Source organism: Gammaproteobacteria bacterium (genome assembly GCA_029882975.1).
Taxonomy (GTDB): Bacteria; Pseudomonadota; Gammaproteobacteria; order SZUA-152; family SZUA-152; genus JAJDNG01.
In genome coordinates, this window is the sequence record JAOUJW010000011.1 from 115992 (window position 1) to 137674 (window position 21683).

A 21683-nucleotide genomic window follows, 5' to 3' on the forward strand; every position below is an offset into this window, starting at 1 on the left:
GCGAATTAAGAGCCCTTAGCGCGTCCAGCAATACTTACTTCAGTAATTTAGCAAGCTGTTCTTTATCAGCACCACTGGGACGATGATCCAAGTTGATTATTATTTGCGCTAGGGTCTTTTCCGAATCCGCAGCTTTGCCATTAATAATCGCCTCTAATTTGGGCTTGTCCGCGCCATCTGCCTGATGATTCAAGTTAAGCATGGCCGTGGCAAGAACACGCTCATTATTGGATGCAGTGGAACTACTGATAATGTCTTGCAAGGTTTTCTTTCCGTCGGGGCTGGGAAAATGCTTCAGCCGTTGCATAATTTCAGCCATTTTCATTATCGCATCACTGTTTCCGGCGAATACCGGCGCACTAAGGCTCATGCTGCCCATGATGATTCCTGTTAACATGACGGTCAGTTTCATATTCATAAAATCCCTCCTCTTCAATTGATCATTTTTCAAGCTAGGCTATTCCCGCCTCTCTTCAACAGTATAGAAGCCGAAAAATACTTGACAAGGTTTATCGGATACAAAAATCCGTATTTGCGTTTGTAGGGTTTTTGGTGAATAGTTTTATGGAATGAAACGAATAAACTCCACCGTAACTTCCGCTGGAACAGCACTCGTGTTGTTGCTTTCTGTGTTGTTGCTTTCTGTGTGGACGCTCACCCTTATTGCAGCCACAGCAGCGGAAGTGAAAACCTACCAAGCACGTTATGCCCAGCCCTGCGGGCGCTCTGTGTTGGAACTACGCATAGGGGGAAAAATGATGGAAGTGACCCCCGTCGGCAAAAACCCCGTTTTGGAGCTGAAACAGTATGTGCTGAGCAACACCCAGCTGCGGGTTAGGGGCTATTTCAATGAGAACCGATCCAGCCAAATTCAGACAAGGGACTGCAGCCCTGCGCCTGAATTCACCATCATTGATTATCAGGCTGATGGCAACGTTTCCAGATGCACAACAACCGAACAATGGTTGCTTATGGAATCAGTACTGAGTTTCGCTAAGGACCTGCCGGACAACCAATTCAGTGAGTCAGATTTCCTCCACACCAAGGAGTCCGGTAAGGTCAAAACATTTCCCTTACAACAATGTCATGCTGTATCGGCACCCGGCACTTGTAAAAACAATGAATGGCCGGCCAATAGTTGCGATTTAACCGAGTTTTGGTGTTGCTCATAGAAAATTCAACAAAAAGAGAATACAACGATGAAAAAAGCAGAAATAAAAATATTTGCTATGGTAGGGATAGGCTTTGCGTTGGTCGTACTATTCACGGTTTATTTGGAACAGCAAATCGCCGACAAACAACAACAGCGCCACGCTGCCAAACCGGAGCACGGCGCAGTTCCAGACGGCCCGGCGGTTTGGGTTATTCCCAAAGGGATCATACCCGCTTCTTTACCCGAACCGGAAAGCCGCGGCGCAACGGTGCTGTTGTTGTATTGTGCTCAGTGCCACGACTTGCCCACACCGGCCATGCATAACCCGGAAGAATGGACGCAAGTACTTCAACGTATGGAGAAGCGAATACAGGTACAACGTGGCGGCATGTTGGCGCGCATCCTCATGCCGCCGGAAAACGACTGGAAAGTCTTGCTCTCATACCTGCAACGCTTCGCTCAAAAACCATTGGAAGGTAACAAGCTCGCCGCCCTGCAACAACAAACCGACTGGAACTCGGCCGAAAGTCAAAGTTTTCAAGCGACCTGTTCCGTGTGTCACGCCATGCCTGACCCGGAACAACATACGGCACGGGAATGGCCCCGAGTGGTACTGCGCATGAAAAACAATTTGCGCAGTGCCAGGCAGAAAACTCCGGACGACACTACCACTGAGCGAATCATTGCCTATTTACAACGCCATGCTAAACCTGCTGAACCGGTGACGCCAAGCAAAGGCTCCTGATCGACTCGCGGTACAAGTTAAGGGTATAGTACGGCACTGGAACGAAACCTCACTTATTCCAAGAACGGACATCGATAACAATGCATAAACTGGCACACTGGTTTGACCGTACAGTACTGGAACTGGGTCGGGAGCTGCGCTTATCCTATTTACCGCCTTTAATGGTTTATCTTGCTTATGGCACCTCCACACTCACCGGCATTGTGGGCACTTTTTTCGTTAAAGAATATTTGGGTTTGTCGGCAGAATTTCTCGCCGCCCTGGGTTTTTGGGCGGGCATTCCCTGGGCTTTGAAAATGCCCTTAGGACATTTAGTCGATTTGATCTGGCGTTATAAGGCCATATTAGTTTACGCAGGGGCCGCACTAATCGCGGCGGGCTTGTTAATTATGATCGGCCTGTTAAGTGACAAAGAAGCTATGAGTCAGGTCATGTCGCCGGAAACTTGGTATGTGCTCAGCGCCTTATTAATGCCTGTTGGCCTGGTGCTGCAGGACGTGGTGGCCGATGCCATGACCGTAGAGGCCGTACCGCACTACAACGAAAACGGTGAGGCCTTCAAACCGGAAACCATACGTCTTATGCATACCACTATGCAGACTTTAGGGCGCGCCGCCATTGTGGGTGGCGGTATTGGTGTGGCTTTGCTCAACGTGGTTTTATTCGATGGTGCCCAATCCCTAAGTGAAGCAGATAAACTCAAAGTCTATATCGACATCTACCAGTTGGCTTTGCTGGTCCCCGTCATATCTATTCTTGGTGTAGGCCTGGGCAGTTATTTAAAAATTCGCGAATACCGCCGGTTGCGCCGTACCGGTTTGGACCGTCATGCCGCCATGCAAGCGGTTCACAACGTGGTACCTAAAACACCGCCCAATTGGTGGATATTGGGGGGCAGCCTGGTTTTTGTGGTATTTACTCTGGGCTTGGGGCTGACCGAAATTCCCTATAATCAGGAAATTATTTTCGTCGGCTCCATGGCCATCGTCCTTTTTCTGATCAGCAAACTATCCAAAGAATTGGATGCCAACGCCCGCAATGTGCTTATCGGCACCGCCATTATCATTTTTGTCTACCGCGCCATGCCCGGCCCCGGCGCCGGTTCGACTTGGTGGATGATGGACGAACTCAAGTTTGACCAGCAATTTTTTTCCGTATTGTCACTCATTGGAGCCGTTCTGGCTTTGTTTGGCATGTTCATTTTCAGGCGTTTTATGGCAGAGCGTTCCATTGCCTACATTGTGGTAGTGCTTACCATTGTCAGCACTATTTTAACGCTACCAATCATTGGTATGTATTACGAATTGCACCTGTGGACAGCGGCTCACACCGGCGGGGTGGTGGATGCACGCTTTATTGCCCTGGTGGATACGGCCTTGGAATCACCCTTGGGACAGGTGGCTATGATTCCCATGCTAGCCTGGATCGCCAACTCGGCGCCGGCGCATTTAAAAGCCACCTTTTTTGCGGTAATGGCGTCTTTTACCAACTTGGCCCTTTCCGCCTCTCAACTGGGAACCAAATATCTAAATCAGATTTATAAGGTCACTCGCGAAGTTAAGGACAAAGGGATACCGCAAGACTATTCCGAGCTGGGCTGGCTTTTGATAACCGTTACATTAATAGGGCTATTGTTGCCTGTTTTAGCGGTGCTTGCCGTGAAAAAATCCCGGTTACGCAATGCTTAACCGGAGATTAGTGAATTTGAACACGCTTTGTGATGAAAAAGCCACTACACTCTTGCTATCGGAGATTAATATCCGATAAAATTACTCAACTTTTATTCCCCCTTTTTTTCAAAGTTTGTAAGGAGCCCTATTACTATGCAAGCGGAAGTTAACGGCAAGGTCATTCAATTAAGTGAAGCCGGTTGGTTGGAAAACCTAGATGAATGGAGCGAGGATCTGGCTCACCAGATCGCCAAGAACGAACAGATCGACGAGTTGACCCCGGAACATTGGGACATTATCAACGTAGCCCGGGAATACTTTCAAGATAACGGTACTGTGGCCGAACCCCGCGCATTCTCCAAAATTATGAAACAGCGTTTTGGCGCGGATCGCAGCAGTCAGAAATATATTTACTCCTTGTTTCCTACCGGTTTGATTAAATGCGCAAACAAAATCGCCGGCCTGCCTCGACCCAAGGGCTGCAGCTGAAACTGTAGCGGCGGCTTACAAGAACAGGCACAAAAAAGGGGGCTTACCGCCCCCTTCTTTCTAAGCATTAAAAAACCAATTACATACCCAGTTTCGCTTTAATGGCATTGATCACATCGTCACTGGAAGTAGCGTTGACCGTGAGCAACATACCTTCACCATCATAAAAACCGATCAAAGGAGCTGTTTTTTCATTGTAGGTTTCCAGACGGTGGCTGATGGCAGCTTCGGTTTCGTCTTCACGTTGAACCACCGGACTGCCGCATTTATCACATACACCTTCGGCTTTGGGAGGGTTGCTTTTCACATTGTAAATAGCCTGACAGTCGGCATTGGCGCAGGTACGACGAGTTGTAAGACGATCCAGGATCACATCGCGTGGCACGTCAATGTTCACCGCCATATCCAATGTAATTCCCACTCTACCCAGTAAATCCTTCAATGCTTCTGCTTGAGGAATGGTACGGGGAAAACCGTCCAGTAAAAAACCTTTTTGGCAATCGGGTTCCTGCAGGCGTTTTTCCATAATCCCCATAATTAATTCATCCGGTACCAAGTCACCGGCTTTCATGAAAGCTTCGGCTTGCTTACCCAGTTCGGAGCCTGCCTGTACGGCACCACGCAAAATGTCACCCGTGGAAATTTGTACAGATCCGTCCAAGGCGGTTAACAATTTGGCTACCGTTCCCTTACCGGCGCCGGGTGCGCCTAATAAAATCAACTTCATTTGCTTTTTCTCCTCAGATCCTACTCGTTGTTATAATCGCTGCGCTAGGCGCATTGTGCACTCTAGCGGCAAGGAGATCAATTTATAAAAATTGTTGGTGCTGGCACAGAAAAAACTAATGAAATCCAGTCCTATTGATCCGTATAACAATACGACCATTCCACACCGCTGTATTGTTTTAGCTGCGTCAGAAACTGTTCGGTGGGTACCGCTTCCTGCGGATAAACACTGTAAATATCTATAAATACTCGCGCCAATGCACCGCGGTGGCGCCACCGCAACTGTGCCGCAGAAACGGTTTGGGAACAGGATTCACACTGAAATGGTGCGGTATCACCTTGTAAATAGGACTGTATCCGTTCCATGCCCCGGTCCACCCGATGACCGCAATGAGGGCAACGGGGAATCAAACCCTGACTGTGATGTCGAAACATGAGCGGGGTCTCCAAGTTGCTGAACACCACATGACAAAAATCCAGAGAACCATCCTCTGGTGGTTCAAAAACCAATGAAGGACTGCAGCCCATAAAAATGATGCTTTGCAACAAACGCTCACCGCCCCTATAGGCTCGTTTACGCGGCGGCAAAGGGTCGCCGATGAACTGCTCACTCAGCAAGTATTGTTGCAGAGAGTCCCAAACTTGGAGCTGGAAATCCGCATCCATAGGATACAAAACTAACTTATTAACGGCAGCCATAGATTGAAAGAATGTTTTTCACTAAAATTGTTTCATCAAACTGAAATAGTTGAGATTCCTACACGAGGAGCAAGCATGAAGAAAGCCTTAGTTTACTATATTTTTCTGATCGGTGGGCTTTTTGTCGGCCTTAGCCACGCGGCGGAAACCAAAGCCCCCACCGTACCCTTTCAATTTGCCGTGGGCAAAACCAAATTTCAAGAACAATGCTCACTATGCCACGGTAAATGGGGTGATGGAAGCAAACACGGTCCACCGCTCATGCATGCTTTCTACAAACCCTCACATCACTCCGATGCCGCTTTTTACCGAGCCGCCCGTAAGGGGGTAAAAGCTCACCATTGGGAATTCGGCGATATGCCCCCCATACCCAGTGTCACGACTCGTGACATGGAACAGATTATTCAGTTTGTACGGTGGTTACAAAAAGAAAGAGGAATATTCTAAGCCTGCGTCTGCATCACGGGGGTGAGGTTTTCGCGACAATAACCGCACAGATAGGTCATACCGCGTTGCATGCGATTGTGGCGAGTCGCAGAAATGGAATGGCTGCGACAAGCGCATCGGTAGTTATATCGCTTTTGCCGCTTGCGCGGCACACCATCAAGTTTATAACTGTGGCAGCGAGTCACATCGGTCGCACCCAAAGCCTGCATCACTGTGCGCCATTGCCTTCCATGAGGGGCAACACCTTGCTTCCAGATTTGAGCGACGACATGGTGTGCCACCTCGTGTACAACCGTACGTTGCAAAAAGGCCTCCCACTGACTCACTGCAATGTAAAGATTGTAGCGAATGGTATGGGAGTCAAATAAATACTGACCCGCCATGGCACCACGCAAATCGCAGCGAACGGTGATATCGCTGATCGGGTACTCCGGATAGCGCTCACGGGCTAATAGCAAGCACTGTTGCGTTGCCCGCTGTAAGCCGCTAACTGCAGCTTCAAACGTCGATTCGGACCACTCCACCAATTAAAACACTCGTTTCAAACCAACATGTAAATCGTCGTCGAGCTCCAACGTAGGAGCATTCAGCAATTTGATCTGTAAATTGCGATAACCCACATATAAGGAAGTTTTAGCGGATACATAATAATTCAGTCGTATGGCAAACTCGCGATAACCTGTTGCATCCAGTAGGGAGGTTACCCCGGGTGCATAGTAAAGATGACCGGACATGCCAATATTATGGGTAAAATCCAGTTCTGCCTGCGCCCCCACACCGACCGCCAACACATCAAAATTTTGTGGATTGGTATAAATACCGCGAACACCCGCTTTAATCGCCTGATTCAGTGCTGCATTGTATCCCAGTTGCAGTGCGTAATCCGTCGCCGGTTTTTTGTTTTCGAATACCATCACACCAAAATCCGCGTATTCTTTACGCTTTACCAGATGCACAAATTGCAGTCTGGCCATATCCGCATTCACATTCAGATCCAGACTGTCGGCTTGTCCCTGGGTCGAGAAACTCAGCACGAACAGAAAAACCCCTGGAATCAGCAAGGATAGATTTTTCATTGTTATTTTCCTTGAAATCGGACTAAGCACCGAAACCGCTCCGGTGCCGGAAATACTGCACTAGAATAGCATTCTACAAAAGCCCCGTAGAAATACAAGCTTAAGATACTGACGTGTGTAAAACCGGTGTTGCCAGAGAGATTCCGCACTCTTTAGAGGTTTGCAGAATGGTTTCCCGCATCCTATAACGAGTTTTTAGCAGTTGTTTGACTTCCTTGGTGTAGTAGTAAACACACCATTCCACCGCATAGTCGCCCGTGTCCATGACTGCCACTTCAAACGGTAAGCCGGCGTCTACGGCAATTTCGGCATCGGCACAGGCTTTTGCATATGCCTTTTCAAACATGGACCTTACCCGAGTTTCATCCATGCTGTAGTCGATTTTGAAATGTAGATTTTCCCTTAAACCCCGTGCGGATGCGAATTTGGATAGATTGTGAATAGTATGCTCACGCAAACGCGAATTCTTAATCATTATGCGATGGTTGTTCACCAGGTTGAGCAGTTCCGTATGAAATACCTTGGTTTTGTACACCACGCTAATGGATTTACTGCCTTCATCCAGTTCAATGACATCCCCGACTTCCACCATACCACTATTGAGAATGATTAACCCGCTAAACATATCCGGCGCCCAAGCACCCTGCGTTAATGCCAGGAACACTCCAATGAAGCCAATCACACCACCGGCTTCCAATAGACTGTCAAAACCCAGTACTCGAATTACTGAAATCAGGGCGATAATGAAGACAAAAATGCTGGCGAAAATGTTCAACAGACGGGAATTATAAGTCTCCACCACCTGCCACTGCCCTTCAACTTCCCGTTTTTTGCCATAGCGCCGTCGCACGAAAAAATGCAATAAATGCAGTCCCAGGTAACTGAAATACAATATGACACTAATGGTCAGCGCCTGAAAAGCCCAGCCCTTACTGTCCTGCACCATATGCAGATGGTAATAACTAAACAGAAAAATAATCAGCAAATTAAACAGACGAAAAATATTCACCCGCCAACGAAACTGAGCATTGTCCGGCGGCTCATGATAAATGGCGCTCATAATACGGCGGGAAAACAACATGAGAAGTACATTGGTGCAAATCACCAGCGCATCCGTAAAATCAAACCGGGCAAGAATGTCGCCAACTATATTCCATAGGGCTGTCATAGAACTATCCATGCATCATACTTCTCTTGTATCTTGTTTTTTATGTTGAGCCTTGAGCGAACGAATCACATCTTAATGTAAACTCACTGTGCAGAACTATCAGACTGTTTATCCGTTTCCTGTTGGGTATTTTCCCCATGTTTTTTCTTTAAATACTTGGCATAAGCCTCACAAGGATCTTCGCGCTGAGCTCTGGGTGTAAACCAAACATAGTCAAACGGCAAATGTGCTTCACCCCAACGCTCGCGGTAATAATCCACTGCAAGTTCCCCGTCCGTGACTTCCATAAACGCCAAACTTATAAGTTTTGCATCTCCATGACGTTGCTTTACATACATAGGAATACCCCGATCGGCGCGCACATGTCCGGAACCGGCAATAAGTACTTTTACGCTTTTTGGCTCGTTATCCATTAGGCTGTTGCTCATAAACGCATCTTTGACCCGTTGCGCCAAAGTCATCCCGGCAACCATACCATCGTTTGCCATGTTGCAGTGAGATTCGATAATCTCCTGCTTTAAGGACTCTTTTTGCTGTTCATTAAAGCGGTTGGCATCCATTGTGGTTTTAATCGCCTTGGGAATATGATCTTCGCCTTTCATCACAATTTGTACTATATCTTCTCTGTCCAAATTGGCCGGATAAATGGGAAACCCCGCTTTGATTACCGCAGCAAATAATTGCTTGTAATAAACATTGTATTTCCAGCCAGTTTTTTCTTTGTTGAGTACGGCCAACAGCCCTGTTAGGGAACGACGGCTCTTTTTATCCAGCTGTTGCGCCTGTTTTTCGGTAATCATCTCAAACATAACAGCGGCTTTAGCGCCGCGTTTGCGTTTGTGAAAATGATTTTGTAATTCTTTTATCACCCAAATTTGATGCTCATGGTGGGACTGGTTATCGTGGGTTTCGCCAAGCAAAATATATTCGCCATCCAACAACCGCGACAGCAAACTTTGTTTATCCACAAACATTCCAGCCCCGGCATTCCAAATCTTTCCCACCAAAGGATGATCCCGGTGTAACAGCTCCGATGGATCTGATTTATGCTTTTGTGGTTCACTTGTGGTTTGTGTCCGGCCCGACTCGTCTTTTTGCTGCGCAAAAACCGCCGGCGACAGACCCACCATGAGTGCAAAACCCAGCCATATCACCCCACTTTTCTGTCGCGTCATCCTCACTCCCTATAGCCCCGATTGCATGAGTTCTTTAAACATAGCACAGCGAATGCCATCAAGCTCGGGACATGTATTCTCCCGTATCCGTATTGACTTTGATCGTTTCTCCTGCGTTCAAGTATTCCGGCACCTGAACCACCAAGCCGGTGGTTAAGGTCGCCGGCTTGGTGCGCGCAGCAGCCGAAGCGCCTTTTATTCCAGGGGCTGTATCTTCGATTTGCAATAACACGGTGGGCGGCAAAACGACACCTAATACCCGTTCGTCCGCAATCAATACAAACAAACCTTCCATAGCATCCGTCATATACAGCTTTTCTTCTTCGATCATGTCCAGTGGCAACACATGCTGCTCATAGGTCTCCTGATCCATAAACGTGCAGGCTTCGCTATCGCTAAAGAGCATTTGTACCGGACGACGAATAAACTCCACCGCTTGCACCGTCTCATCTCCTTTCATGGCAAAGTCGAATTTCTGACCGTTAACCACATTGCGGCCTTTTATTTTATACAAGGTATTACCACTGCGAGACGATGCGGTCTGCACATGGACTTGATTGACCATGACATGGTTACCGTCAATATTGATCACCATGCCTTTTTTCAGTTCATTTGCCTTCATCTATTACCCCCGGATCGGTCAAAGGCCGCATCATATCATAGCACCTGGAACACCAGTTGCTTAAAGTCTGCGCAGTGAAATACGCAAACCATTCCGCCTTATGGAGTGGGATTGGGTTGGATTAAGATGGGATTGGGAAACGTAAACCCAAAATGAAACCGAGAAGTGAAACAGATGCTAGAACTGCCAGGCGTACCCCGGTTCAAGCTTGTTGTAGAAACCGGTAAGTAAATCCAGTTTTGCGGACACTTGCTCATTTTCCCGCGCCTGCGACTTCAATACCTTAGGTTCAGAAAAAAGGCGCGAGGACATGAGACCAATTTCGCTTTCCAATTGCAAACGATCCAAACCGGCATGTTGCAACTGTTCGTCGATACTTTTACCGGGATCACAGCTTTCCTTACTTTCCTCGTTGATTTCCATTTGCAAAAAACTGGAGATACTGACCGTTTCGCGGTAGTCCGGCATATGGCGTCCCCACTTCATTAAGGGGAAATCGTGGTGGCGCAGGAGCACCCCGGTCAGCTCCCGATGCACCGCAGCGTATCCTTCCAGAGGATTGCTGAGTGCTGCCCGCGTTAAGTAAATACGTTTTCCTACATTAGCACTGAGCTGGTTGACGCCGGACAAGCTGAAGCTTTCCACTACAACCACCGCTTCCAGGTTTTTATTTAACAAAGACGGAGGATACTTGTCTAATTCCAGCATCAGCACGGGTAACAGCTTGGTAAGATTAACATCGCTGATTTCAGTGGCATTAATATCCATATAGGAGTTTTTCCACTCTTTGGGTGCAAAATCCTCTAACTCCGGATTTCTCAGCAGCCTCACCTGAGGCCACTTTTCTGCCATGCCGGACAAACTGGCATGGAGGGATAATTCGCCCCGCAAGAACCGAAAGCCGCTAAACAGCAGCACAAATGCTATTAGAGACAGCAGCAAAATCAAAGACTTGGACTTCTGCAGCACAATTTCGGCCCTATTTTTCGTATACGCTTAGTATGTTATCGTCCCTAAATGTGAACGGGTTAATAACAAACTTGCATGACACTAAATTTGCTTTACCAGAGCTTCCAGTACTTTTAAGACCTTTTGCATTCCCTGCCCCAGTTGCTTTTCTATATCTTCCATGGTGATTTCCCCTTCGCTGCGCCCAGCCGCCCAATTGGCAACCACTGCGCACGTGGCATACGATAACTCCAGCTCCCGTGCCAAGGCCGCCTCAGGCATGCCGGTCATACCCACAATATCACACCCATCCCGCTCCAGCCGATTGATCTCCGCTGCCGTTTCCAGCCGTGGCCCCTGGGTGGCTGCATAGGTTCCCCCATCAATGGCGTTGACACCGGCAGCTGCGGAAGCCTGCAATAATAAACTGCGCATGGCTTGGTTGTATGGTTGGGTAAAATCAATATGGGTCACGTGTTGCAAACCTTCCTCGAAATAGGTTGGTACCCGTGACCAGGTGTAGTCAATAATTTGATCCGGTATCACCAAGGCATTGGGACTCATGGCAGGGGTGATACCACCAACGGCGGCCACAGCCAAAACACGGGAAGCACCGGCTTCTTTCAAAGCCCAAACATTTGCCCGGTAGTTAATTTTATGCGGTGGTATGGTATGCCCGTAACCGTGACGTGGCAAAAACAGGATCTTTTTTCCGTCCCTCTCCCCGTGACTGACAGGGCCGGAAGGATCACCGTATGGGGTATGTACAATTTCCCGATTTAGAATGGTCAAACCTTCCAGTTTGGTCAATCCGGTTCCACCGATTATAGCCAGATCCGCCACCGTACCTCCTATTCCTTCACCGCATAAATTTCCGGTAAATTTCGTAAATAACCCTTATAGTCCATGCCATAACCAAAAACATAACGATCCGGAACGCTCAAGCCACAATAATCCGCCTCCACCCCCAGGCGTCGCTGGTGTTGTTTTTCCACCATCACCACACTGGCAACTGAAGCGGCTCCCTTGTCTTTGCAGTGATCCACAATGGCTTTTAGGGTTAAGCCCTCGTCATTTATATCATCCACAATCAAAACGTGCCGCCCTTGAAGAGAAATTCCGGATTCCGCTATCCAATCCAATTGACCACCGCGAGTGGCGCCTTGATATCGGGTAGCATGTATATAATCGTATTGCAGCACAAAACGTAACTGCACCAATAGCTCAGCACAAAAAATCAAACCGCCGTTCATGACGCATAACACCAAGGGATTGGAATGCCGGTACTTTTCCGTAATCTGTACGGCCAGTCTTTGCACGGCCTGGGAAATTTGCTCCCGACCGAGACAAAGGTCCGCATTATCCAACACCTCTTGGGCGTGTTGTGCTGTTATACTCATGTGCTTATCATTCTTGCCAGGTTTTTTTGTAGGTATTCTTAGTAAGTAAAAGTCACCGTGTCGTCGTCCATGGCCTCGCTAATTACATAGGCGCCACCCACGGTTTCACTGATTTCCGGTATCAGATCGTCACCCCACAACTCTATGGCTGGAGTACATACTTTAAACTTGGCACCGGCCTCATGGGCTTCCTGCATGGCATGGTATACGGTTTTCTCTCTACCCGGCAGCAAGGGTATCTGGGAAGCTACGCCCTTTTGAGCCAGTTTACCGGCCAAACCGGTTAAAACAATTTCCACCTCGTATTCCATGGCCGCAGCTACCGTGGCTTGAAAAAACGGCGGCCCCAGCTCAGCCGCATTAGCAGGATCTGAATTAACCATTATTATCAATAACTTATCGGCCATACCCCCTCTCCAACTCCAGTACAATTATCAAATGACAAGGCGGGCATTATAGAAGCCAAAGCGGTGCAATACCAGAACCGCCTCAGGTCATCTGACGCATCATCACCTCGTCCGCCACATGCAGCGTGGATGTAGGAAAGGCAATCTGGGCACCATGGGCAGCAATAATGTCGTTGATTTTTAACAACACATCCTGCTTCACCTGGTGATACGCCACCCAATTGGTCGTACGTGTAAAGGTATACACAAAGAAATCCAAGGACGATGGGGCAAAACTATTGAAATTTACCATCAACGTCTGTTGCTGATCTATGTCACTGTGAGATCGCAACATAGCTTCCACCTCAGCCACAATATTGGCCATTTTGGCGGCATCATCATAACGTATCCCTATGGTTTCATAGATACGGCGATTGAGCATACGTGAGGGGTTTTCCACCGCAATACTGGTAAACACATTGTTGGGTACATACAAAGGACGCTTATCAAAAGTCCGTATCACTGTCAGGCGCCAACCGATGTTCTCCACCGTCCCTTCGATATTGCGATCCGGCGAACGGATCCAGTCACCTACAGAAAAGGGACGGTCCAGATAAATCATCAATCCGCCGAAAAAATTCGCTAACATATCCCGGGCAGCAAAGCCCACGGCAATACCACCTACCCCACCAAAGGCAAGTACACCGGAAATACTGAATCCCAAGGTTTGTAACACCACCAACGCAGCGGTAATCATTACAGCCAGACGTAACAACTTGGTTATGGCATCCATGGTGGTAACATCGACATCAACACCTTTACTCCGGCGCGCCTGAATAATATTGACCTCGGCCTGCTTAATAAATCGAACCAAAAACCAGGTAATGCAAACTATCACCCCAATGTTGCGCGCAGGTTCTACATAGACAAATAAATCCGTCTTGGCATTGGCATCCACCACCTGCACGGCAATACTGAGACCCACCACCCAAATCAGCAAACCAAGGGGCGCCCGTGCTGAGGTCAGCACTGCATCGTCCCAGGGGTTCGGAGTTGCCGCCAGACGTGCCTCAAAACGCTTCAATACCCGCCGCTGAATAAAGTCCACCACCAGAAAAATCAATACGACCACAAATACCTGTAGAACCCAGGCTTGTCCGGATAGGTCCAGTTTTTCTAAAAAATCCAAAAGTCTCTCCTGTCTTATCTTTTATATTCCAGATTGTAACACCGTCAGCTGGGACGGGGATTCTCGAATGTGATTTGGAACGGTGCGAATGGTTGGCAACGATAAGGTTTAAATGTCCAATTCCAAAGTATCTCCAGCGGAGAATTGCTCTACGGCCCTTAAAGCCTGTTGCCACTGTGGATCCTGGCGCAGAGAATCCCAAGCCCTGTTTAAACGTCCATGCATGCGTATCAAGCGCAATTGCGATACGGGCTCGTGGTACTCACCCAAGCCGTCCAGCACTTTGGAAGCTGCCTCTGTGTCATTACACACCAAAGCCATATCACAACCGGCGGCCAGTGCCGCCTGAGTCCGCGCCACCACGTCGCCGGCCACACTGGCGGCCTCCATGCTCAGATCATCACTGAATATCACACCTTGAAACCCGAGTCGCCGGCGCAATACATCCTGCAGCCAAAACCGAGAGAACCCCGCCGGATGGGCATCCACCGCAGGATAAATCACGTGGGCAGGCATAATAGCTGCCAAGCCGTTTTGAATTAACCGCTCAAACGGTACCATGTCCTCCATTTCAATATCTGCAAACTGACGATGGTCTACTGGAAAAGCCACATGAGAATCGGCTTTGACTGAACCGTGACCGGGAAAGTGTTTCCCGGTGGATGCCATCCCTGCTTGATGCATACCGCGATGATACGCTTGTGCCAAGCGGCTGATTTTATCCGGCTCTTTATGAAAAGCCCGATCACCAATAACATCGCTGATATTCCGGTCCATATCCAACACCGGTGCAAAACTAAAATCCACCCCTACGGCCCGCAGTTCCACGGCCATTAACCAACCTAAGGTTTGCGCCATAGACTCGGCTTGCTTTATATCTTTTTCTGCCAGGACACCCAACTCACCGACCGGTGGTAACCGGGTAAAGCCATCTCGAAATCGTTGTACCCGACCGCCTTCATGATCCACGGCAACCAACAGGTGGGGTGCACGTATATTATGAATCTCGGTAACCAGCCGGGCGATTTGCTGCGGTGATTCATAATTTCGGGTAAACAGAATGACACCTCCCACCAGTGGGTGCTGCATCATTTCCCGCTCATCCGCATCTATTGCGGTGCCACGCAAATCCATCATTACCGGCCCTAAAGACATGGTCTACCTCTTGGTACATTTTCAATAAGACTGCTGCTGAATAACACAAATGCTATCACACCGGCCATCATATTCCCCAGGCTTGTATAAAACCCTCGTACAGTTCCCGGTTGCTGCTGGTGGCTCCTTTATTCTGACAAATGGCAGACGCAAAGTTCAGGGCACGTTGCAAAGTATCGTGCATAGACCAACCCCGCAGAATTCCCGCAATCATCACTGCGCTAAAGGAATCTCCTGCCCCCACTGTGTCCACTATGGATTCTGCCGGTACCGGCAAGCCCCGTTCGCAACCCTCGCTACTGGCGCACAACGCGCCGCGCCCACCCAGGGTAATAACCAATAATTCCATGGCACTGTTATTCACAATATCCCTGGCCATGTCTTCCAACAAGAGACTGTCTGCCAAATCAGCCGGCGGCGCATCACCAAAATACAGAGTAACGAATTCGTCCAGATTGAGTTTGAGCCATCTGGCCCTATTCACCATACCTCGCACCTGAGAAAACTCCCACCAGGGAGGCCGCAGATTCACGTCCACAAACGTAGAGGCCGTCTTTTCCGCCGTGATATCCGCAAGCAAGCGGCGATTGCTATCCGATCGTGCAGCCAGAGAGCCATGATACAACAAACCAAAATCCGCTACTGCCAAGGCCTTCTGTATGGGTTGTGGCTGCAGGTGATCATAGGCCTGATCGGTGACAATGTCGTAACTGGGCTCACCATCGACAATGTCCACTCGTACCTGCCCGGTAGGATAAGAACTGCGTTGCATTCCCGATGTATCCATACCCCAGTCCTGCATAGCCTGCAAAAGTTGCTCGCCACGCTCATCCTCCCCCACGGCGGAGAGCATTAAAGGGTTCAAACCAAATCCGGCCAAGTGCCATGCCACATTGAACGGAGCACCACCCATCACCTCTGCATCTTCAAAGCAATCAAACAGCACCTCTCCAAACACAGCCGGACGCATGCTACCCCCTTATTCGGTCTATCGATCCAGTTGCCTCGCCAAAGGCAGATATTGCAAAGAATAGAACATCTCCAGATATCGACGGGTTTCGTCCCGTTCCAGATCCGTTACGTATTTCCAAAAGCCGTAAATCCGCGACAGAGTCATCATACGCTCCGCATACAAGGCCCATGTGTATCGCTCTTGTACCCGCTTCATACCCTGATCGGATATCGCGGCCCAAACACGTTCGTCGGACGAACTCCGGCAAATAAAGTCGCAAATCCTCTCAGCGCACTCTTCACCATGATTGGGGTCGATGTGAAACCCGGAATGCTCATGGGTGATTATCTCCAGTGGCCCCCCGTAACAAGTGGCGAAAGTCGGCAAGCCACACACCATAGCTTCGATAACAGTGAGACCGAAAGCTTCAAACAAAGCCGGCTGTACAAACACTCCGCCTTCATCGGCAATGTATCGATACAACTCCCCGGTAAAACTTTTATCCAGACGTGCGCCTACCCAACGCACTTTATCATCGAGATTGTATTCGCTCATTAGTTCGTGCATGCGAACAATCTGTGACCGCTCTTCCTCATCACCTGAGTTATCTACTTCGATGTGCCCGGCAATCACCAGCATATTGGCCGCATTCTGTAATTTTTTGTTCTCGCCATACCATTGCACCAAACCCGTTATATTCTTAATCACATCCAGGCGGGCCATAGTAAAAATAATCGGTTTATTATGATCCTGTAACACACCGCGTGAATCGGACCGGGTTGAACCATAAATCAGATCCTTAATATCCGAATGCAAGCCCTGCAAACGTCGTTCTGCATCTTTATAGGAAAAGTAAATATCCGCATCCGCACCCGGGGATACAATATTGAATTTAGGATCATATATGTCTACTCCGTTCACCACTCGGTACAAAGCCGGCATGGTAAAAGCCTGATGACTTTCATACTGTCCCAGACTATCTTCATTACCCGCGATCTCCTGATACGTGCTGGTGATAATGAAATCCGCTGCGTTCATGGAGATCAAATCCGCGGTGAACTGACAGGAAAAATGATGCTGGCTTTCATGCTGTTGCCAATACAAATCCGAATGTAAATACTTTGTCTTCTCTAAAGCGTGGGCTATGTTACATTGAGTAACACCTAGACGTTGCGCCAATAAGGTGGCCACCAAATTACCATCGGAATAATTTCCCACCATTAAATCGGGACGTCCACCCAGCTCAGCTTGTAATTCATTCTCCACGTCCAGTGCAAATTGTTCCAGGTATGGCCAGATATCAAAACGGGAAATCCAATGCGGCACCACCTCACCACTTTGAGAGCGGAACGGGACCCGAAGTATGCGGGTGTTTTCCGTACCCATCACGGGCTCTAAACGTTGATCGCAGCTGGTTCCCTGCGCCTCCGGAATCAAGCGTGTCACAATGATAATCTGCGGTTCGATTGCCAAACCCTGCTCGGCCAAGCGATGGCGCATTTCTTTTTCCAGCGCCCGCACTTGATCCAGAATATACACCACTTGCCCACCGGTATCCGGCAATCCCAACACATTGGATTGCCCAAAAAAGCCGTGTGGCGACAACACCGCCATACTGAATATCATAGGCACGCGACCCAAAAAACGTTCCAGGTCGCTCGGTTCGGGTGCCTCCAGTATGGCCGATAACAGTAGTAATGTATCGCGAATACGTTGAACTGTATTTCCCCAACCGATCTCAAATCCCAATGACTGCAGTACGTGCGCCACATCGACCCAGCCGGCGTCTTGCGGTTGACCGGACAGATAATCTTCAGCACGGCGCAAAGCCGAACTGAGGGCGGACACGTCCGCCAACCGGTCGTTTAACATAAGTTGTTGCCCCTTGAATTGGTGCACTCGTAAAAAATCCAAGAGACGTTTATCACCCTTGTCGATAGAGGCAAACAACCGTGACGACAAATGCCGATTCAAAAACTCCACCCCCCGCCCGATAGAACGGGACTCTTTCAATTTGGGAAAATCCCGGTTAAACGGCCCTAAGTCCAACTCCAGGGTGAGTTCTCGGGCCTGATCCTTTCCCAGAACCAAACGTTCTTTAAAAAACAAAAATTGCGACACATCGACCTGTTGGAACTCCACCGTATCCAGATGAAATTGTATATACACCCATTTGCCCACTCGTTCCCTAACCGCCACATATACCCACGGTGCTTCCAGCGCAGCTTCTTGCGAATGGGCAATCAAGCGGGCCAGAGGGCTTTCAAGAACTTCCGGATCATTCTTAAAAAAAAGCGCAAACTCATCCCACAAGTCTGAGCGCAACAAAAACCGGCGCTCCAGTGCCAAATAATGCCGCAATAATAGATACACCTGTTCCTTATTTTTCTGCGAAATATTCAGTAATAATTCAAACATCGCTGTCAGTTCCCATTTCCTGTAATGTTGCTTCTTCTTGACCCTCATTCACAGCGATAGACTCGTCACCGGCCACGCTGCGAACCGGTGCCAGGAATTCATAGTGTTCTATACCTTCTTTTATCCCGGCGGCGTAAGAATTTGTCGCAAAATAAACGTGGGGTCTGCCTTTAAGCTTGGCCAACTCCTGACTGTAATTACCGACAACAACACCCAATGTATTGCCCTTTAGCATCTCTTCGTCATTTCCCGAATCTCCCGCCACCAGAATATGCTCCGGCTTGATCCCCCACTTCATGGCCAGATAACGGATTGCCAGTCCTTTGGATGCTCGAACCGGTAGTATGTCCAGATATGCTTGATGCGAGTAAATCAATTTGGCGTGCAAATCCCGTTTACGCAATTGGGCCCGAACTTCGCGCATAGGCTTAGCCTTGTCCTGGCTCACCAAATAACTGATTTTATGTTTTCGTTGTTCGGAGTTGGCCTGTAGCTTCAGACCGGGCATGCGTCCAATCACATCGCGAATGGCGCTGGGATTCCAGCGATAGTTTATATGATTACACCAGTCACTATCAGACACCATACTATGGCCGTAAAAAATCTCACTACCCACCGCGGTAATCAACAGGTCGGGTACGGGCACACCCCAATGATTTAGAATTTCCAAAGCACTATCCAAACGTCTGCCGGTGGCAACGGCCAGACCGATTTGACCATGAGACTGCTGCACCACATCCAACAATTCGCGTAAGCCTTGTTCATCACCGATCAAGGTATTGTCGATATCACAAACGATTAACTTCTCAACTTGGATCAAACGGTTTTTCCTTAAGGGCTTAACATCACTGACACGGCGGGAGTTACGGATCACATTGTCCACCGCTGTGAGATATTTATTTACATGGCTTTGCCAGGAGAAATGTTCCATCACGCGGTTCAAGCCGTTTTGTGACCATAAACGCCATTGTTCTTTATTACTTAACACTTGCACAATAGCGCCGGCCATTGCATCAATGTCCAAGGGATCCACCAACAAACCGTTCTCGCACGCACCAATAATATCTCTGGGACCGCCATCGTGAGTGGCGACTAACGGTAGACCGTAAGAAGCCGCTTCAATCAATGTTAGGCCAAAGGGTTCTGTCAACGCGGGGTTCACAAACACACCACCACTGAGTGTCGCCAAACGGTATATATCGCCCACGTCCTTAGCATCGTGGTGTTTGGGGTATGCCACGCTACCGTACAAATCATACCGATCAATATGTAACAATATATTGGTTAGAACCTTTTTGGGCCCATTGTCTGCAGTTTGTATATCATCTCGATTGCCGGCAATAATAACCAGATTCGCCATTTCTCTAAGCTTAGGATGCCCCCCAAATGCTTTAATAAGAGACACAATGTTTTTGCGCTCATCGGGTCGTGACAAGGCCAAAACTATGGGTTTACTCGGATTGTTAAGAAAACGGTTTATCTGTGTCGCAATGGAGGATTGGGGCAAAGTATCACTGCCGGCACCGCTCAATCCCGCCAACTCTACGCCGGGGGGAACCACCAACATGCGCCGCGGATGGTAATTCTCATAGCGGCTGTATTGCTCCTGGACTTCTTGGTGTGTGCTGGTAATGACCAGATTGGCATTTCCCAATGCAATTTCCTCTGCTTCAATACGCTGAGTCATATTGTATTGGGACTCTATTGTTTCCGCATTGCTGCCTTTTTCCAGTAACCGCATCTGTTTCACTCGGCCCAGGGAATGTCCGGTGTACAGCATGGGAACGCCCAACAATTGCACCAGACGAGCACAGACATAACCGGCATCCGCATAGTGACCGTGTATGATATCGGGATTTCTACCAATACTTCGAAGATGCTGCAGAATATTGTCCACCAAAATATCCAAATACGGCCACAACACCTCTTTGCGCAAATAGCGCCGAGGACCACAGGGCAAACGGACAATGGATACTTTGGAATTTTGTTTGGTAGAGCCATCATTGGGTAAAGAACCCTCATCACCCTGCTGCGGAAGGTCCAATGATTCCCACGGTTCGCCGTAATCCCTATCGACTTTACTATCCAAAACCTGACGCGTGATGAGATCCACCTTGGCCACTGCCGGATTCCGTCCCAAGGCACGAGCCAGCTCTACAACGTATTTGGTTTGTCCTCCGGTATCTGCGTCCCTGCCAAGCTCTAGATTTTTACCTCGAATCAGACCATGAACACTGATCAACAATATGTACAAGCCGTCCTGCGGCTTTGGCATATCCATTCCTTTTGTTTGGTTTGGTTTGGTTTGGTTTTTTTGATAACGCAGCAGCGCTGTTTAACGAGTTAACACATTGAAGTATAGATCAATTTTAAGAAAAGTGTGACTGGACCATGAGCCCACATAAAGAGAGCGCCCAATAGCGCCAAAGATTACAGCCAAAGACCGGGGTTCAGACTGTGTCGGTTGCCAATTGCACCAAGCGATAACCGGATCCGGAAACAGACTCCAGTAACCAGCCATTTTCCGGAAACAATTCCAGTTTTTTGCGTAAACGGCTGATGTGAATATCCACAGTTCTTGTACTGATTTCAGCACTCCTGCCCCAAACATTGGCCAGCAAATCGGCCCGAGTTCGAAGCTTATCCGTGGTTTGAAACAGATACATGGCCAATTTTAGCTCTGTGGGTGTTAACTTTATTTCTTTGCCAAAACGGGTGACCCGATGCTCCCCGCTGTCCAGTACATATTCACCGAGCTTAATTACGGATTGATCCTGCTGAGAAATGGTGGCACGACGCTCGAGACTGTCAATTCTGGCCAATAGCTCATTGCGTTCGACGGATTTGGAAACAAAATCGTCTGCCCCCAATTTCAGAATACTTGCCACCTCATCGCTGCCATCACGAAAAGTCATAAATAAAACAGGGATTTCCCATCCCATATTTTTGCGTACCCACTGCAGAACCACATCGCCTTTGATATCCGGCAATTCCCAATCCAGAATCAACAACCCAAAACGTTCATGGGCAACATTTTCAATAAAGGACTGCCCGGTAAAAAAGGTTTTGCAGGCATGGCCGGCTTTTTCCAACCATACAGTCATCAGTTTCGCCTGCCCTGGGTCATCTTCTAGGATAGCGATATACATGTGGCCTCCACGGGAAACATAACTTTTACTATATTTTTACACATTTACCATAAAAAGTCTTTCGTCAAAACCAATTTTATCTAACAATTAAAGCGTGGTTGTCTCAAGCAATGTCT

Annotated in this window: 23 protein-coding genes; 5 read left to right on the forward strand and 18 right to left on the reverse strand. The window is 48.4% G+C overall.

The window, feature by feature from the left end; translation table 11 throughout:
* Positions 1-34: 34 nt before the first annotated feature.
* On the reverse strand, positions 35-418 hold the full coding sequence (locus OEY58_10295; GenBank protein ID MDH5325840.1) for a hypothetical protein: 384 nt from the start codon (positions 416-418) through the stop codon (positions 35-37).
* 151 nt (positions 419-569) lie between these two features.
* On the opposite strand from OEY58_10295, the gene OEY58_10300 reads away from it, so the two are divergent.
* The 4 genes from OEY58_10300 to OEY58_10315 all read left to right on the forward strand — a co-directional run bounded on the left by OEY58_10300 (position 570) and on the right by OEY58_10315 (position 4057).
* Positions 570-1172, forward strand: coding sequence for a hypothetical protein (locus OEY58_10300; GenBank protein ID MDH5325841.1), 603 nt, complete (start codon positions 570-572; stop codon positions 1170-1172).
* A 27-nt stretch (positions 1173-1199) separates the two neighbouring features.
* The gene (locus tag OEY58_10305; protein ID MDH5325842.1) at positions 1200-1898 is read left to right on the forward strand and encodes a hypothetical protein; all 699 of its coding nucleotides are present in this window, start codon (positions 1200-1202) and stop codon (positions 1896-1898) included.
* Between the two features lie 80 nt (positions 1899-1978).
* Entirely contained in the window at positions 1979-3586 is a 1608-nt protein-coding gene (locus OEY58_10310) for a hypothetical protein (GenBank protein ID MDH5325843.1), read from the forward strand.
* Positions 3587-3721: 135 nt separating this feature from the next.
* Positions 3722-4057: a TusE/DsrC/DsvC family sulfur relay protein gene (locus tag OEY58_10315; GenBank protein ID MDH5325844.1), complete on the forward strand. Its 336-nt coding sequence runs from the start codon at positions 3722-3724 to the stop codon at positions 4055-4057.
* A gap of 79 nt (positions 4058-4136) precedes the next feature.
* Here the strand turns inward: OEY58_10315 and OEY58_10320 are convergent, their stop codons facing one another.
* Both OEY58_10320 and OEY58_10325 read right to left on the reverse strand, forming a co-directional pair.
* Positions 4137-4784 (reverse strand): adenylate kinase, encoded by a 648-nt coding sequence (locus tag OEY58_10320; GenBank protein MDH5325845.1) that lies wholly within the window; start codon positions 4782-4784, stop codon positions 4137-4139.
* 131 nt (positions 4785-4915) lie between these two features.
* Complete coding sequence (locus OEY58_10325; GenBank protein MDH5325846.1) at positions 4916-5482, reverse strand: hypothetical protein; 567 nt, start codon at positions 5480-5482, stop codon at positions 4916-4918.
* A gap of 75 nt (positions 5483-5557) precedes the next feature.
* Here OEY58_10325 and OEY58_10330 point away from each other — a divergent pair, with 75 nt between their 5' ends.
* A complete protein-coding gene (locus tag OEY58_10330; GenBank protein ID MDH5325847.1) occupies positions 5558-5929 on the forward strand; it encodes a cytochrome c in 372 nt (123 codons plus the stop codon).
* On the opposite strand, the gene OEY58_10335 is transcribed toward OEY58_10330, so the two are convergent.
* From OEY58_10335 to OEY58_10405, 15 genes are all read right to left on the reverse strand, one after another.
* On the reverse strand, positions 5926-6453 hold the full coding sequence (locus OEY58_10335; GenBank protein MDH5325848.1) for a SprT-like domain-containing protein: 528 nt from the start codon (positions 6451-6453) through the stop codon (positions 5926-5928). The genes OEY58_10330 and OEY58_10335 overlap by 4 nt on opposite strands.
* A gap of 3 nt (positions 6454-6456) precedes the next feature.
* Positions 6457-7005, reverse strand: coding sequence for a YfaZ family protein (locus OEY58_10340; protein MDH5325849.1), 549 nt, complete (start codon positions 7003-7005; stop codon positions 6457-6459).
* Between the two features lie 100 nt (positions 7006-7105).
* The gene (locus OEY58_10345) at positions 7106-8173 is read right to left on the reverse strand and encodes a mechanosensitive ion channel family protein (protein MDH5325850.1); all 1068 of its coding nucleotides are present in this window, start codon (positions 8171-8173) and stop codon (positions 7106-7108) included.
* Between the two features lie 83 nt (positions 8174-8256).
* Complete coding sequence (locus OEY58_10350) at positions 8257-9348, reverse strand: ChaN family lipoprotein (GenBank protein MDH5325851.1); 1092 nt, start codon at positions 9346-9348, stop codon at positions 8257-8259.
* 58 nt (positions 9349-9406) lie between these two features.
* Positions 9407-9970, reverse strand: a complete 564-nt coding sequence (yeiP, locus tag OEY58_10355) for an elongation factor P-like protein YeiP (GenBank protein ID MDH5325852.1) — start codon at positions 9968-9970, stop codon at positions 9407-9409.
* 177 nt (positions 9971-10147) lie between these two features.
* Positions 10148-10939 (reverse strand): hypothetical protein, encoded by a 792-nt coding sequence (locus tag OEY58_10360; GenBank protein ID MDH5325853.1) that lies wholly within the window; start codon positions 10937-10939, stop codon positions 10148-10150.
* Between the two features lie 81 nt (positions 10940-11020).
* Entirely contained in the window at positions 11021-11761 is a 741-nt protein-coding gene (locus OEY58_10365) for an S-methyl-5'-thioinosine phosphorylase (GenBank protein ID MDH5325854.1), read from the reverse strand.
* Between the two features lie 8 nt (positions 11762-11769).
* On the reverse strand, positions 11770-12318 hold the full coding sequence (locus OEY58_10370; GenBank protein ID MDH5325855.1) for a hypoxanthine-guanine phosphoribosyltransferase: 549 nt from the start codon (positions 12316-12318) through the stop codon (positions 11770-11772).
* 38 nt (positions 12319-12356) lie between these two features.
* Positions 12357-12725: a DsrE family protein gene (locus OEY58_10375; protein ID MDH5325856.1), complete on the reverse strand. Its 369-nt coding sequence runs from the start codon at positions 12723-12725 to the stop codon at positions 12357-12359.
* Positions 12726-12807: 82 nt separating this feature from the next.
* On the reverse strand, positions 12808-13893 hold the full coding sequence (locus OEY58_10380; GenBank protein ID MDH5325857.1) for a mechanosensitive ion channel family protein: 1086 nt from the start codon (positions 13891-13893) through the stop codon (positions 12808-12810).
* 108 nt (positions 13894-14001) lie between these two features.
* Complete coding sequence (gene nagZ / locus OEY58_10385; GenBank protein MDH5325858.1) at positions 14002-15048, reverse strand: beta-N-acetylhexosaminidase; 1047 nt, start codon at positions 15046-15048, stop codon at positions 14002-14004.
* Between the two features lie 67 nt (positions 15049-15115).
* Positions 15116-16018, reverse strand: a complete 903-nt coding sequence (locus tag OEY58_10390; protein MDH5325859.1) for a carbohydrate kinase — start codon at positions 16016-16018, stop codon at positions 15116-15118.
* Positions 16019-16036: 18 nt separating this feature from the next.
* On the reverse strand, positions 16037-18418 hold the full coding sequence (locus OEY58_10395) for a sucrose synthase (GenBank protein MDH5325860.1): 2382 nt from the start codon (positions 18416-18418) through the stop codon (positions 16037-16039).
* Positions 18411-20693, reverse strand: coding sequence for an HAD-IIB family hydrolase (locus OEY58_10400; protein ID MDH5325861.1), 2283 nt, complete (start codon positions 20691-20693; stop codon positions 18411-18413). The genes OEY58_10395 and OEY58_10400 overlap by 8 nt, the downstream gene beginning before the upstream one ends.
* Before the next feature lie 175 nt (positions 20694-20868).
* Positions 20869-21567: a response regulator transcription factor gene (locus OEY58_10405; GenBank protein ID MDH5325862.1), complete on the reverse strand. Its 699-nt coding sequence runs from the start codon at positions 21565-21567 to the stop codon at positions 20869-20871.
* Between the last annotated feature and the right edge of the window lie 116 nt (positions 21568-21683).